Below are 16,086 nucleotides of genomic sequence, written 5' to 3'. Positions count from 1 at the left end.
CCAGCTTCGACTGTACCAACATAGGGGTCAACACAGTTACACTCACCGTCACAGACAACAACAATAATGTTTCAACAGCTACTGCAACTGTAACTGTAGAAGACAATGTAGCTCCGGCAGCTATTGCACAGGATATTACGGTTCAACTCGATACTTCAGGTGCGGCTACTATCACAGCAGCCGATATCGACAACGGATCGAATGATGCTTGTGGTATTGCTGATCTTGCCCTGGATGTAAACAGCTTCGACTGTACCAATGTAGGAGCCAATCCAGTTACACTCACTGTCACAGACAACAACAATAATGTCTCAACTGCTACGGCAACTGTAACTGTAGAAGATAATGTAGCTCCGGCAGCTATTGCACAGGATATTACAGTACAACTCGATGCTTTGGGGGCAGCTACTATCACAGCAGCCGATATCGACAACGGATCGAATGATGCCTGTGTGCTTGCTGATCTCACCCTGGATGTAACCAGCTTCGACTGTACCAATGTAGGAGCTAATACAGTCACACTCAGCGTTACAGACAACAACAATAATGTTTCAACAGCTACGGCAACTGTAACTGTAGAAGACAATGTAGCTCCGGTAGCTATTGCACAGGATATTACCGTGCAACTGGATGCATCAGGTGCGGCCACTATCACAGCAGCCGATATCGACAATGGATCCAATGATGCCTGTGGGATTGCAAGTCTGGCACTTAGTAAAGCAGATTTCGACTGTTCTAATATTGGACCTAATAACGTGACCTTAACGGTTACCGATAACAATGGGAATGTTTCGACGGTTGATGCTAACGTAGAAGTCAAAGATGAAACTAAACCAGATATAACTTGTGTTTCCTCTCAGGAACGCTATGTTGATCCTTACCAGACCTATTATACTGTACAAGGTACTGAATTTGACGCTACTGCCACTGATGCTTGTGGAGTAGCCTCCCTCACTTACTCTGGTGGTATCGCTCCTACTTCTGGTGACAGCATGAATGAAGTAAAACTTCTTCTGGGTGTCAACACAATGACCTGGACGGCCGTCGATGTAAATAATAATTCATCCAATTGTTCAACTTCGGTAACCATTAAAAAGAGGCCAACTACTCTGACCTATAATGGAGATCACTCCGAACAATATTCTGACCAGACAAACTTGTCGGCTACATTGATCGATAATGTTTCAGGTACGGGCATCGCAGGTAAGATGATTAAGTTCAGCATTGGTTCGCAATCTACCAGCGCCGTAACCGATGCCAATGGCGTGGCTTCCACTACTCTGATATTAACTCAGGATCCGGCCAATTCTTATATGGTCGAAACTGAATTCCCGGAAGATGCCGGTTATCTAGGTAGCACCGATTCTGATGCATTCAATATAACCCGGGAAAACGCGATGATAGCTTATACCGGTCAGTCTTTACAGGCCACTCCAAGTACGAGGGACACCGAAGCAATTGTGATATTAAGTGCTAATATTCAGGATATTACTGCCAATACCTCCTATTCTCTCTACGATGCCTTTGAAGGAGATATCAGGAACGCTAAGGTGAATTTCATGATTGTCGAAACAGGGGAAAATTCGGGATGGTTACAAGTAACCGATTTAGTGGATCCATCTGACAGTAAAACGGGAAGAGTTAGCTATGAGTGGTTAGCTCAATTAACCGGAAATAATACTTCAGAATCCTTCACTATAAGAGTAATGGTGGATAACGGATTTTACATTGCTGAAGATGAAACTGTAGTAACCGTCTATATACCCACCGGAGATTTCATTACCGGAGGTGGTTATCTATTGCCTGATAATTCCGCCGGGCAGTATGCTTCTACTCCAGGCTTGAAAACTAACTTTGGATTTAATGTAAAATATAACAAGAAAGGCACCCAGCTTAAGGGGCATATGAATGTGATCTTTAGGCGGCTGGAATCTGACGGAATCGTACATAAGTACCAGATCAAGAGCAATGCAGTTCAGTCTTTAGGTGTGGATGTTTCAGATCCCGATGCGCAGGTGGCCACATTTATTACCAAATCTAACCTAAGTGATATTACCGATCCTGACAATCCGATATCCCTTGGCGGTAATTTGATCCTGAAAGTTAATATGACCGATAGAGGCGAACCGGGAACCTATGATTCGATTTCGTTTGATCTTACCGATGGAAACTCTGGTGTGCTATTATTCTCAAGTAACTGGTCAGTTATTTTGAGTGAAGAGATGAACCTGGCAGGAGGAAACCTGTTAGTCCATAGTGGGTTTAGCCTGGAAGGAGCTTCAGAGGATATCGAAACCAGTACAACGGAGACAAAATCAACAACCGTTTTGGATTTTACCGTCTCACCTAATCCTTCTATAGATTATTTTACTGTTCATATTCTAACTGAAAACAAGAGAGATAAAATTAATCTTTCTGTACATGATTATAGTGGTAGCGTGGTTTACCAGACAACAGGAAAACCAAATGATACGTACACCTTCGGCCATAATTTCCAGGCTGGAACCTACATTGTGAGAGTTGAACAAGCTGGAGAAGTTCAGAAAAAGATTGTAATTAGAGATAACTAAGAGAAAGATAATTTTTAGTAGTAATAAGATGAGAGTCACCGTAAGGTGGCTCTTATTTTATTCACCCACCCTGAGCAGCAAAAAATGCTTTCTTCCATTGACCAGGCATACACAATTATATATTTTCTTATAAGCTTATTGCACAATTGACATCCTTTTCAAAAAAGTCAGCTACAGCGCCATAATTCTGATTTTTTGGGAAACCCCCGGAAGGACTTACTTCACTTTCCTGTACCTAAATTGGATATTGTCAACTTAGGGATAAGCTTTTTCAAAATATTTCCTACATTTAAGAACTTGTTAACGAGTTAAAGACAGAAGCAATTCCCTACAGGCTTTTGTCTGAATAAATTTAATGTTGTTTTCTGAATGCAGACCGACTCCTCCACCACCCTAGGGAATTTCCATATACTTAAACCACGAAAAGCTCTCAATAAAGCTTTTTTAAAGGTTAAACCAAATCGCTCCCAGATAGAGCAGTTCAAAACCAATCTTATTCAGCTGCTGGACAGGACCAATGAAACTGAAAGTGAAGAGTTCCACAAGAACCTGGTGACCGACTTCCTGAAGAAGACCTGGTACGAACCCAACCACTTTATCAATACCAAAGGCCGTACAGATCTCGTGATCCATAACGGGAACAAGGCCAAAACCAGCGTGGGCGTTATTATTGAAGCCAAGAAGCCTACCAACCGGGCAGAGATGCTGAGTCGGGAAAAGATCAACTGCAAGGCATTTCAGGAGCTGGTGTTGTATTATTTGAGGGAGCGCATCACGCATAAGAACCTCGAGGTGAAATACGTGGTGGCGACCAATATCAATGAGTGGTTCATCTTTGACGCCAACTTCTTTGAAAAAGCCTTTGCACAAAACAAAAAATTAGTTGCTCAGTTTACCGATTTTGAAGCCGGAAGGCTGGCCGGGAAAACGACCGACTTCTTCTATAAGGAAATCGCGGAACCCTTTATTGCTGAAATGCAGCAGGAAGTGGAATTCACGTACTTCGACATCCGCAACTACGAAAAACCGCTGCGGAACAACAATCCGAAAGACGACAATAAGCTCATCGCGCTGTTTAAATTACTTTCTCCGGAACACCTGCTGAAATTGCCATTTTTGAATGACAGTAACAGCCTGGACAAACGTTTTTACGGCGAGTTACTTCATATCATTGGTTTAACTGAAACAAAACAGGGCGGCAAAAAGATCATCGAACGCCAGAAGGCCGGACAGCGGAACACGGGTTCTTTTCTCGAAAATGCGATCATTCAGCTGGATAGCATGGATAAGATCGGAAGGCTGGAGCAGCCGTCGCAGTTTGGGGAGACGCATGAGGAACGGCTTTTTTCCGTAGGACTGGAACTCAGCATCACCTGGTTGAACAGGATTCTGTTTCTGAAGCTGCTCGAAGCCCAGCTCCTCACCTACCACAAAGGCGACAAATCCTATGAATTCCTCAGTCTCGACAGGATACATAATTACGACGACCTTAACTCGTTGTTCTTTCAGGTGCTGGCGCGGCAGTATTCCGAAAGAAATGAAGACGTAAAAGCCCTTTTTGAGAAGGTACCTTATTTGAACTCTTCGCTGTTCGAGCCTACAGATATTGAGCACGCCACGCTGTTCATAAGCAACCTGCGCGATGATAAGACACTGCCCATCTACAGCGCCACCGTGCTGAAGGATAAAAAAGGCAAAAAACGCAGCGGCGAACTCAACGCGCTCGAATACCTGTTCGGGTTCCTCAACGCCTATGACTTTAGCAGTGAAGGCGGCGAGACCATACAGGAAGACAACAAGACGCTCATCAATGCCTCGGTGCTGGGGCTTATTTTTGAGAAGATCAACGGCTATAAGGACGGCTCTTTCTTCACGCCCGGCTTTATCACCATGTACATGTGCCGCGAGACCATCAGGAAGGCAGTCGTACAGAAATTTAACGAGACCGCCCCCTCTAGCTCCCCCAATGGGGGAGAATTGGTCCGGTTTGAAACCTTGGATGATGTGTACGACCAGATCGATGATCACCGGATGTTTACCCGGCAGCAGGCGAATGATATTATCAACAGCCTTAAGATCTGTGATCCCGCGGTGGGGAGCGGACATTTTTTGGTTTCGGCGCTCAATGAGATGATCGCCATCAAGAATGACCTGAACATCCTGCAGGATCGCCATGGAAGAAGGCTAAAGGAATACCAGGTGGAAGTGGTCAACGATGAACTTATCGTGACCGATGAAGACGGGGAGCTGTTTGAATACAACCCCTCCGGAAAGGAAAGTCAGCGGGTGCAGGAAGCGCTTTTCCACGAGAAACAGAACATCATTGAAAATTGCCTTTTTGGAGTAGACATCAACCCAAACTCCGTCAAGATCTGCCGCCTGCGGCTCTGGATCGAACTTTTAAAAAGTGCTTATTATAAGAACGAAACCTCCTCCCCCTTGGGGGGAGGCCGGGAGGGGGCCGGAGCACACCCCGCTTTAGAGACACTCCCCAACATCGACATCAACATCAAATGCGGCAACTCCCTCATCAGCCGTTTTGACCTCAATGCCGACTTAAGCAAAGCTCTGAAGGACAGCAAATGGAATATTGACAGCTACCGCGTGGCGGTGGATACTTACCGTAACGCCCACAACAAAGAGCAGAAGCGGGAGATGGAAAAGATCATCCACGACATCAAGAACGACTTTAGGAGCGAGATCTCCACCAATGATCCCAAGGTAAAGAGGCTGGAAAAGGTAAAAGGCGAGATCTTTTTAATGGCCAATCAAACTCAGCTGTTTGAGCAGTCAAAAAAGGAAAAAGCCGCCTGGAATAAGAAGCTGGACAAGCTCAGCAAAGAGAGCAAAAAGCTGGAAGCCCAGATACAGGAGATAAAAGACAACAAGATCTACGAAAACGCCTTTGAGTGGCGCTTTGAATTTCCGGAAGTGCTGGACGACAACGGGGATTATGTAGGCTTTGATGTGGTAATTGGGAATCCGCCGTATGTAAGTCATGATAAAATCGATTTTCGACAATATTTAAACGGTAATTATCAGAGTTTTGAAGCATTTGCTGATCTCTACTGCTATTTTTTTGAACTAGGTTTAGCCATTCTCACAGGGAAAGGTCTTTTAAATTTTATTACTTCCAATTCATTTTTAAAAGCAGAATATGGAAAACCGCTCAGAGATCTCTTTAATAGTAAGGGTCAATTTATTGAATTGCTGAACATTGAAGATGCGCAAATTTTTGAAGATGCTGTGGTAAATACAGTTATTGCTCACTTCTCAAAAGGACAGAGAAAATTAAATTCCAAAATTGTTAATCAGAAATATGATTTGCAAGAGAATTTCAGTGATTTTGTTTCTAAAAATTTCTTCAATTACACCTTTGACGATTTTAATACCAAGAGCTGGAATCTCGCTAAACCTGAGTATATCGCTTTAGGTAAAAAAATGGCAAGTCAAGGGAAAACCTTGGAGCAGCTTGAGACCAAAATCAGACTTGGCTTAGCTACAGGGTCTAATAAAGCCTTTGTAATTGATAGATCAAAAGCAGAAGAATTAATTTCTCAAGACCCAAAGAATTTAGAAATAATAAAACCTGTTTTGGGAGGTAGAGATATCTCGAGATATGGATATGACCAACAAAATTTCATAATACTGACAAAAAACGGTGTCAACGTAGAAAAAGATTATCCAATTATCTATAAGTATTTAAATTCCTTTGGTGAAGGTTTCAAAAATCGCGGCGCAAAAGGACAACACTGGACAAATTTAAGAGCCTGTTCATTTTTTGAAGATTTTAAATTACCAAAGCTTATTTGGATCGAGCTAAGTGACACAAACAAGTTTGCTATTTGCACTGATGAAATTTACCTCTTAAATAGTGCATATTTTCTCTTACCTCCAGATGATTTAGAAATTACATTTTTAGCAGGTTTACTTAATTCAAAACTCATAAAGTTTTATTTGAAGTTGACCGCCAATACGAGCGGAATGGGAACTGCAAGATGGATAAATATATATGTGAAAGAATTTCCAATAGCAAGGAACAATGCTTCTGAATCTGATATTACAGCTTTGGTAAAGCAGATTGAAGATAACAAAAAAGAAAACCCCGCCGCCGACACCTCTTCTTTGGAAGCAGAAATCGACCGGCTTGTATACCAATTATATGACTTGACTGACGAAGAGATTCAAATAATCGAAAACTCAATTAAGTAACGGGATGGAGGGAGATTCGCGAATTCCAAAAGGAAATAGATTGAAGGAGCAAATCGACCGGCTGATTTAAAAACCTAACAAATGGATTTAGGAGGAGGTCCGGTTTTCACTATCCCAATCTATACCAGGATTTTACCATTATATGTTTATAATAATTTAACTGAATGAATCTAAAGAATAATCAGGAATCAATTGAATTTCTAGAGGAAAATATTTTTCCAAGTATATATGATGAAAATACAATTTTGTTTCTTGGAGCTGGAGCCTCATATACTAAAGAAAAGAATTATTTGGGTTCTACACTCATCAACTACTATCAAGAAAAATTACAAAGTAATTTAGAAACAAGAGATTTAGTAGAATTTGTAGATAGAGCCTCCCAATTAGATAAATTTTCTAGGCACCAGTTTGACCAATATGTTAAGACCTTATTGCAAGGTTTAAAACCAGAGACTGCCCATAAAAAAATTGTATCTCTAGGATGGAGGCAAATCATAACGACAAATATGGACCTGTTAATAGAAACAGCCTATAATTCAATTTATGGTACTCCTGATGAATATAAAAAGATTTACCCCGTACGTGATATTTCTGAATATCAAAGTAGTATAGCAAATGATCAAATAAAATATATTAAGTTAAACGGGTGTCTTTCTGATTTATCTAAATACAAGTTCATCTTCTCTTCCCAGGATTTTCTTAACAACAAAGAATTTTACAATTTGGTGTTGAGTAATTTTAGTGTTCTTACAAATGAGGTTAAATTCTTGTCAATTGGATATTCATTTACTGATGGAATTTCTAAAAGGCTATTAGATGAATTAAACAAGAACAATTTAAAGAATAATAGAAAAATATTTAATGTTGACCCTTTCCCTAATGAAAGTCTAATACCTTATTTAGAAGAAAAAAACGTCATAACTATTAGAATGACGGCTGAGCAATTTTTTAAATATTATGAGGATTGGTTAGAAGCTAAACATTCAAGGGCAGCAAAAGCATTACCAAAAACTTTTTATAAAAAATCTGAAGGCGCTGTACAAATAAGTAATCAACTTAGAATGAGGTTGATGACAAAATTAAAACAACTACATAAGAATAATTTTGAATTTCAGAAACCAGAAAGCTTTTATAAAGGAGAACAACCAAAATATTCCATTATTTTAGAAGGTCATGATATAATTAAAAAAGAACCTACCCTTAAAATTGTACAGAATATTCTAAATTCTGAGGTTCTACAAAATCTCATTCCTGTCTTATTTATTTCCGGGAGTCATGGGATCGGGAAAACCACTTCAACTCTGAGAGCAATAGACGAATTGCAGAAAAATTATGATTATACCGCTTTCGAGTTAATTGAAGTTAATGGATTAAGAGCACAGGATATGGAAGACTTATTTAGTAAAAGCTCTTCTGAAAAGATTATACTTTTAGCTGATAATGTAGAAAGGCATACGTTTTTCAAGGAATTAATGAATTTCAGATTATCATTAAGTGAGCATCAATTCAATAGAAACATTGTTATAGTTGCTCCGATAAGGGAGAATATGTTAGCTAAAAATCTGAAGAGTTACAGTTATTCGAACACGAGGACCGTTACAGTTAATCATAAACTGTCTGAGACTGAAATTGATGAACTAATTATTAAACTGAAAACACTTGGATTAATACATACACGAGATAAACAAGAAGAAAATCAAATAAAGAATCAGATACGAACAAATTATGATTCAGACCCTTATGTTACTATGCTTTCTATTATCGAGAATAGTACTTTGTATAGAGCCGTAGCAGAAACATTAAGTGCTATCAATCCAGAAGCCAGAAAAGCTTTTGAATATACTTCACTACTCTACCAATTCAACATTCCTATGCCGGCCAGCATTTTGAAAAAAATTATTAAAATGGATTGGGAGGAATTTAAAGATAAAGTATTAAAGATAGATTGTAAAGGCCTTCTTTTAAATGAAATAGCTATACCTGTAGATATAAAAGAAGATTTAATTTTTCGTACTAAACATAGGATCATCTCCTCGACATTCGTTGAGAGAAATTTTAAAAATGAAGATCAATTATTTAAAGGATTTTTAAAAGTTGTAAGAAATCTTAGCCCCAATGATGAACATGCTAAAATAGCTGTGGATTTGTTCAAAGCAATCAGAAATCATAAGATTTTCACCACTCAAGACAAACTCTCAAAGCTATATGACGAAGCGGCTTTAGTCTTTGCAACACATCCATTATTTAATATTCATTATGCCATGAATCTTCAACACAGGAGAGATATCAACTCCTTAAAGAAAGCTGAAGAAAGGCTTATGCTTGTTGATTCCAGTTTAGAATATAGGAGTAATGCAATTACTCATAGACGTGGTGTGATAGCCTTTGCAATAGCAAAATATTATCATCACCAGGATAATGCTTATTTACGGGAGGAATACTTACAATCAGCTACTGAGTTTTTTGAAATAAAACGAATGGTAGATCCATTTTCCTCTTATAGTTATTCCGACTTTTTAAAGCTTGAAATGTGGAAAATAAAAAATTTAGAACTCGAAGAGGATGAGGTGTTAAAACAACATTTGCTAATCCAAGATTTATTTCTAAAAGCTCATGAATCTGTGGTTGAAAATGTTGATTTCATTACAAAATTAAGAGTCAAATACGTTCATGAGATTAAGGTTAACCAGTTTTCCAAGGCCGAAGTTTTAAAGCATTTAGAGGAACTATATGAAAATAATTCCACTAGAATATATGCTTTAATTTTCAAACTAAATACCCTCGAAAATCCTATACTAGAATTTGGAGAACAATTTCTTCCAAATCATGGAAGTGAAGACATAGTTGAAGAATTGGAAAATTATAAGCATCTGGATATAGTTCAAAAAGCAATATTTGAGTATCACTGCAACCGGCTATATAATATTGATTCAAGAATGGCTATGAATAATTTTGATATGGAGAAATTTGAAAGAGACAATTTTTTTAAGTATCATTTTTACAACTACATTAAAGAGTCGTATAATCAACAGTACCACTATTCCAGACGACACTTGAACGAATTAAGAAAAGAATATAAGTATATCAATCCATCTCTAAAGGAATTATGGATTGATGATGAAACTTTAGAGCCAAAACTTTTTAATGGTAACATTAAACATATTGGTAATTACCAAATTTATATTCGTGAACTGGGTAAAGATTTATATATGTTTAAAAGTGAATTTAATTTGAAACCAGGTGATAATTATGAGTGCAATATAATTTTTACTGTTAAAGGTCTAAGAGTTCAGTTGTTGAAGAAACTAGATTAATTAACAAAATTCGTTACAGAACAAGAGTGCTGTAAAGAGAAGAAAGAAATATCCAAACAATTCGAGAACGACAAAAAACCCTTGGAGAAGAGTTTGGAAAGTTTGAGGAACAAGCACGGGCAAATTTTGCAGAACAAGGAAGAGGAATTGGAGAAAGAGCAGAAAAAAATATTAAAAGAATTCGAGAACAAGAAAGAACCATTTCTGAAGATTTTAGAAAGCTTGAAGAAAGAGAACGAGCAAGCTTTACAGAAGAAGAAAGAAGAATTGCAGAACAAGAAGAAGGCCTTGAAAGAGCAATACATGAAGAACTTAGTAGAGAACTCGAAAAATCCCCCAATGGATTACCCAGAGAAGTTGGTTTTATATTACAAGCACAAAGGGTGGGACGCGATTATAAAGATGCTGAACGCGAAGAAGCAAGATATAAAAGGGCACGAGAATTTTTTAAGAAGGGAACTTGGAAAACACAATAAAACTCTTGATTGGTTTTTGGCAGAATTTGGCGAGGAAATAGATAATGTAAATAATGAATAATTTCAGGTATGATGATTAAGCAAAACCCTTTTTCCATTTACGATTTTCTGGGTTATTTTATTCCAGGAGCCTTGGTTATTTACATATTCCTAATCATCTTTAATCCTTCGAACACTGAGGATTTTGTAACTTTTTTAGGTAGTAATAAAATTCTTGATTTCGATAATATTTTATTCTTTGTAATCATTAGCTATTCTCTTGGACATTTAATCAATTTTTCTTCCTCAATTACAATCGAAAGATATGCCAATTGGAAATACAGCTTCCCCTCAAAATACTTAATGAATTTAAATCCCAACCATAAATATTGGATAGGACCAATTAAAATAAAGTTGTGGAAAGGATTTCTTGCTTTAATTATTTTACCTGTTGCAATCCTTGATTATATCTTGGGAGAATTTTTTAGCTTCAAAGAGTTTTACACGAAAAAAGCCGATAAATTCATTGTTGAAATGGTCAAATCTAAAGGACTTGTATTACTGGAAAAATTAGGAGCTCCAGTGACTGAATCCTTAAGAGAGTATGATTTTCACAGAATTTTTTCTCACTACGTGTACGAAAATTCAAAAAACCACCAGTCAAAAATGACAAATTATGTAACGTTATACGGATTTCTTAGATCCCTATGTCTTATATCTGTTCTCTTTTTTTGGTTTCTCTTATATAAGATAATTGAGGGCTTCGGTGCAAGCAACTATGACATTAAAATTATGCTCACTTCAATTCTATTCTTAACCATAACTTCTTATTTATTCTTCATGGCCTTCATGAAATTTTACAGAAGGTATACTTTAGAAGCATTAATGCTTATTGTTATTGATCCAGATTTAAAAGAGAATTCCAAAAGCTAATTGTATTAGGAACATCCCCAACAGGAAATTTCAAAAAACAGGAGTATAATGAACAAACAGACATGGAATTTCAGACTATGAGACTGCTGTAGTTTTCAGAAATGAATGGGAAGAGATTTGGCAGGATTATTTGGATGAGCAATCATAATTGGATTCAAGATTCAAAAATCAAGATTCAAGATTGGTAAAGGAAGCAAGAGACTAGAACCTGGAGTCTAGAGTCTAGACTTACTTAAATTGGAATTTAGAATTTGGTGCTTGTAATTTAGCTTTCATAAATACCTCTCAAAAATGACATTTCGATTCTGAATTATGAGAGAACGAGGATCATCTTTAAGTCCTGCCTTCCCGTTACAATGGGATTTTAAAACCAGCTCGCACAGTTTTTATACGGGACTTTCGGCTTTAATATGGCTAATAGTAAACAAGTAAGTTTACTTATAATTTATTTTGTAAACATATACGTTAACTTTTTTATATATTTGTAAATCCATATGTTGACATTATTTTTATTCTGTAAACTTAAATATTTACAAAAAATGAGAAACCAGCGAACACTTTTAATAGAACAGTTGGACCAAAAACTTAAAGCATTTTCCCAAACCAGAGGGGTTTTGGTCCCTGAACGTGGATGGATCAATACAATTCGGACCACTCTCAATATGACACTGGCCCAACTTGGCACCAAACTTAATATCACCAGACAAGGTGTGAAAAGAATTGAAGAAAGTGAGGCTAATGGCACGATAACACTAAATTCCTTAAAAGATGTAGCCAATGCAATGGACTTAAAATTGGTTTATGCGCTGGTTCCAAAAGGCGGGACCATCGACGATTTAATACAATTAAAAGCAGAAAAGCTGGCCCAAAAAATAGTATTAAGGACTAATCAAAATATGAAATTAGAGGACCAGGGAATTGGAGATGAAAAAATAGCCAAAACTATAAAGGAACTTGCTAATGAAATAAAGCGAGAGATGAGAAAGTCATTATGGGATTAGAATTCGATTATAAAGATGGACAAACACCTTTAGACGAAGAAGAAAAGGAGGGCCTCAAAATAAAATCAATTACTACTCAAGGAGAACTGGATGATTTTGAGCAACTGAACATTGAAAAAGCAGTCGAATGGACTATTCATATAAAATGGAAAGTGGAAAAGATTTTGACAGAAAAGTTTATAAAAGACTTACACAAAAAAATGTATGAAGATGTATGGAAATGGGCAGGCGAATTTAGAAGGACTGAAAAAAACATTGGGATTCCGTGGACACAAATTGGGATTGAATTAAAAAACTTACTAGATGACACCAAATATTGGATAGAAAATAAAACTTTCCCACCTGAAGAAGTAGCCATTAGGTTCAAGCATCGTATAGTCTCTATTCATTGTTTTCCAAATGGAAATGGTAGACACTCAAGGATGATGGCCGACATAATTATGGAATCAATATTCGGAGAGGAAATATTTTCCTGGCATCAGTCAAATATGATTAAACCTAACGAAACAAGAAACAAGTATATTAACGCCCTAAGAGAAGCTGACAATGGAAACATTACACCATTAATTGAATTTGCAAAAAACTAAAGCCAACCAGTTGCGCAACATCCGTTGTCGCTGCGTGAGGTCATGAAGGATTCCGGGTTCAAGATTTAAGATTCAAGATTGGTGAAGGAAGTAAGAATCTAGAAACCAGAGCCTGGACTGCTCAAATTGGCCCTCCTTCGCTCAGGCTTCGGCGGGTGAAAATTTGAATTTGGTGCTTGTAATTTGGCTTTCATAAACACCCCTCAAAAATTGTATTTTTAAGACCTTTAACCACCATACCTAAACTCATGAAAAGATTTTTCACATTATTCCTGTTGATCGGCAGCACTTTTGCCGGCTACTCTCAAAATTTTAATCCGCCGCAGGGCGTGGCGGAATTCAAGACCATGAGCAGCGGGATCCTCGAGACCGAAAGAAGTTATTCCATTTACCTGCCCAAAAGCTATAGCACCGATACAGAAAAAAAATATCCTGTTCTCTACCTCCTGCACGGCTTGTACGGCAGCAACAAAGACTGGGTAGAACGAGGACATGTAAAGGACGTAGCCAACCGGCTGATCAATGCCGAAGAAGCGGTGGAAATGATCATAGTAATGCCAGATGCAGGAACAGACTGGTATGGTTACTTCAACATGAATGGATGGACCTACGAAGATTACTTCTTTAAAGAGTTGATCCCACATATCGAAAAAACCTACAGAACAATTCCCGATAAAAAGCACCGCGCGATTGCCGGACTCTCCATGGGCGGTGGCGGTGCGACCGTTTATGCACAGAAACACCCGGAGATGTTCTCCTCGGTCTATGCCATGAGTGCCTGGCTCGGAATCGAAACCGGCGGCGGAATCCAGAATGCAGATGAAAAAGGCAAAGAATTGAACAGGACTGTCCTCGAAAACCATGCGGTGAAATTTGTCACCAATGCCGATGAAGCAACCCAGGAAGAACTAAAGGATATCAGGTGGTTTATAGACTGTGGGGACGACGATTTCCTACTCTCCATCAACCTCGATTTTTACCGCGCGATGCAGGAGGCGAAGATCCCTTCAGAATTGAGAGTGAGAGATGGCGGCCATGACTGGGAATACTGGCATTCTGCCCTTTATTTGGCGCTGCCTTTCGTTTCCAACGGATTTTTGAGATAGTTTAAGGTTTAAGGCTGGTCGCCACCATAACAAAGAGCTCTCAAAAATGACATTTTTGACACCTCTTTAAATCTGCCACTGCTAAAACTTTCTGAGCGCCGGATTCATAATCTGAAAGCCATGAGTATTAAACTAAAATTAAAGCAAAAAATAACGACCTTATATGGAACAACTTAGCGGGAGGAAAAAAAATCTCCTGCAATCCTCAAACTATAATGGAAAATGTTTTAAAGTTGAGGTCGACCTCCCCTTGTGTCTAAAAAATTGTGGGAAAATCCTGCTATGATCTGGACAAGATCGAAAATCAATTTAGCGCTCAATTTAAACCCTGCTCCTTAAAAGTAAGGCAAAAGGTAGCCCCTTCATTTACCCGACTTGATACGTCAATAGTACCGCCAACACTGTTCATGTAATTTTTTACCAGGTAAAGGCCAATACCATTACTATTGCTATGGTCGGTAAACACCTGATTCAGCTTGAATATCTTGCTTCCGTTCTTCCCCAGGTCAAAACCTATTCCGTTATCTGTAAAAAGGAGTCTGGCAGAATCCCCATCTTTTTTTGAGGTAATCCCTATTATGGGAGGAATTTCCGGTCTTGCATATTTAATTGAGTTAGTGATGAGGTTCAAAAAGATACTATGCAGATAAAAACTATTCCCTAATAAAAGTTCCACTTCCGAAAAATCAACTACAAAGGTGGTCCCGGAACTTTTAATTAAACTGCGAATCGAATCTGTGGTGGCCTGAAACACCTCTCTAAGGGGAATAGGTTCCATGGTGGATTTAAGTAAAAGCGTCTCTTTTAGATGTTTCATCTGCTCATCCAGTGTGTCCTTTAACTCGTGTACCGATTTCTCCAGCAGGTCAAGGTATTGTAAGCTGTCTTCATCCTGTATTAGTGAAAGATCAAGTAAACTGAAGATCGACATCATATTGCTCACAGGTGATCTCAGGTCATGAGAAATAGTATAAGTGAGTTGTTTAAGTCCTGTATTTATGGCTGTAAGATCCTTTATCAACAGCTGTCTGTCCTCTTCCAGTTTTTTCTTATGGGTAATATTTTTGGAGACGGCATATATAAGTTCTTTGGTATGATCTGGTATCGAAGTCCATGAAAGCCATACAATTTCACCGGTTTTCGTGATGTAGCGGTTCTCAAAGTTCAGCAGCGGTTTATCCTTCAGAATTAAGGACCGGGTCTCAGCTGTTAATTCCTTGTCCTGCGGGTGTACAAAGGAACTTATGGGAACTGCGAACAATTCTTCCTCACTATAGCCCAGAAGCTTTACAAAGGCAGGGTTCACCTTTCTAAAGTAGCCATCGTATCCGGCAATACAGAGATTATCGTGGGATAAACGAAAAAATGCTTCCAGGTCAGACTGGTTTGCGGAAGTAAGGCTGCTCATAATAGATATCGATTTGGGAATCGGGTGAAATTAAGAAATAGCCCAAGATAATCCTTTAAACCAAAAACATTTCTCAAAACCAGGAGAAAAATTGTCCCCTCTTTGACCACTAATTTGAAGACCCTGGTAGCTACTACAAACAGTTCAAAACCAAAAATTAAAAAATAGTATTTCTTTTTAAATTATCTTCGGATAGCTTCAGTGGACGAAATCCACCTAAAAAATCCTTACCAAACGAGCTTTTGCAGTCTATATTCTTAAATGTTCCAATGGTCAATATTATACAGGATATACTGAGAATATTAATAAACGCTTAACAGCACATCAAAAAGGAGAAGTGTACTTCACAAAAAAGAAATTACCTGTAGAACTTGTTCACCTTTCTCTATTTCCAAATAAAAAGAAAGTCTGTGATTTTGAGAGATATCTGAAAACAGGATCAGGAGCAGCCTTTAGAAATAAGAGGTTACTATGAAGAAAACCTGCCAGGCCTTTTCGCT

At 38.2% G+C, this 16,086-nt stretch carries 10 protein-coding genes; 9 read left to right on the top strand and 1 reads right to left on the bottom strand.

The window, feature by feature from the left end:
• The 8 genes from G564_RS20015 to G564_RS0115615 all read left to right on the top strand — a co-directional run.
• Positions 1-2,570: T9SS type A sorting domain-containing protein (locus G564_RS20015; RefSeq protein WP_169578142.1), on the top strand; the 2,570-nt coding region annotated here is incomplete at its 5' end.
• A 369-nt stretch (positions 2,571-2,939) separates the two neighbouring features.
• Positions 2,940-6,782, top strand: coding sequence for a class I SAM-dependent DNA methyltransferase (locus G564_RS0115645; RefSeq protein ID WP_051205547.1), 3,843 nt, complete (start codon positions 2,940-2,942; stop codon positions 6,780-6,782).
• 164 nt (positions 6,783-6,946) lie between these two features.
• Positions 6,947-10,096 carry an SIR2 family protein gene (locus G564_RS0115640; RefSeq protein WP_029038484.1) on the top strand — a complete coding sequence of 1,050 codons (3,150 nt, stop codon included), beginning with the start codon at positions 6,947-6,949 and terminating at the stop codon, positions 10,094-10,096.
• Positions 10,097-10,177: 81 nt separating this feature from the next.
• The gene (locus G564_RS0115635) at positions 10,178-10,633 is read left to right on the top strand and encodes a hypothetical protein (RefSeq protein WP_029038483.1); all 456 of its coding nucleotides are present in this window, start codon (positions 10,178-10,180) and stop codon (positions 10,631-10,633) included.
• A gap of 8 nt (positions 10,634-10,641) precedes the next feature.
• On the top strand, positions 10,642-11,484 hold the full coding sequence (locus tag G564_RS0115630; protein WP_029038482.1) for a hypothetical protein: 843 nt from the start codon (positions 10,642-10,644) through the stop codon (positions 11,482-11,484).
• 539 nt (positions 11,485-12,023) lie between these two features.
• Positions 12,024-12,485: a mobile mystery protein A gene (locus G564_RS0115625; protein WP_029038481.1), complete on the top strand. Its 462-nt coding sequence runs from the start codon at positions 12,024-12,026 to the stop codon at positions 12,483-12,485.
• A complete protein-coding gene (locus tag G564_RS0115620; RefSeq protein WP_029038480.1) occupies positions 12,476-13,072 on the top strand; it encodes a mobile mystery protein B in 597 nt (198 codons plus the stop codon). The genes G564_RS0115625 and G564_RS0115620 overlap by 10 nt, the downstream gene beginning before the upstream one ends.
• Before the next feature lie 248 nt (positions 13,073-13,320).
• The gene (locus G564_RS0115615) at positions 13,321-14,178 is read left to right on the top strand and encodes an alpha/beta hydrolase (protein ID WP_029038479.1); all 858 of its coding nucleotides are present in this window, start codon (positions 13,321-13,323) and stop codon (positions 14,176-14,178) included.
• A 316-nt stretch (positions 14,179-14,494) separates the two neighbouring features.
• Here the strand turns inward: G564_RS0115615 and G564_RS0115610 are convergent, their stop codons facing one another.
• A complete protein-coding gene (locus G564_RS0115610; protein WP_037374160.1) occupies positions 14,495-15,586 on the bottom strand; it encodes a sensor histidine kinase in 1,092 nt (363 codons plus the stop codon).
• 223 nt (positions 15,587-15,809) lie between these two features.
• Between G564_RS0115610 and G564_RS20210 the strand changes: the two genes are divergently transcribed.
• Positions 15,810-16,061: a GIY-YIG nuclease family protein gene (locus G564_RS20210; protein WP_084625665.1), complete on the top strand. Its 252-nt coding sequence runs from the start codon at positions 15,810-15,812 to the stop codon at positions 16,059-16,061.
• Positions 16,062-16,086: the final 25 nt, after the last annotated feature.

Origin of the sequence: Salinimicrobium xinjiangense DSM 19287 (genome assembly GCF_000423585.1) — a bacterium.
Lineage (GTDB): Bacteria > Bacteroidota > Bacteroidia > Flavobacteriales > Flavobacteriaceae > Salinimicrobium > Salinimicrobium xinjiangense.
Note: the sequence above shows the minus strand (reverse complement) of the source record. Positions and strands in the feature narration are given on the sequence as shown.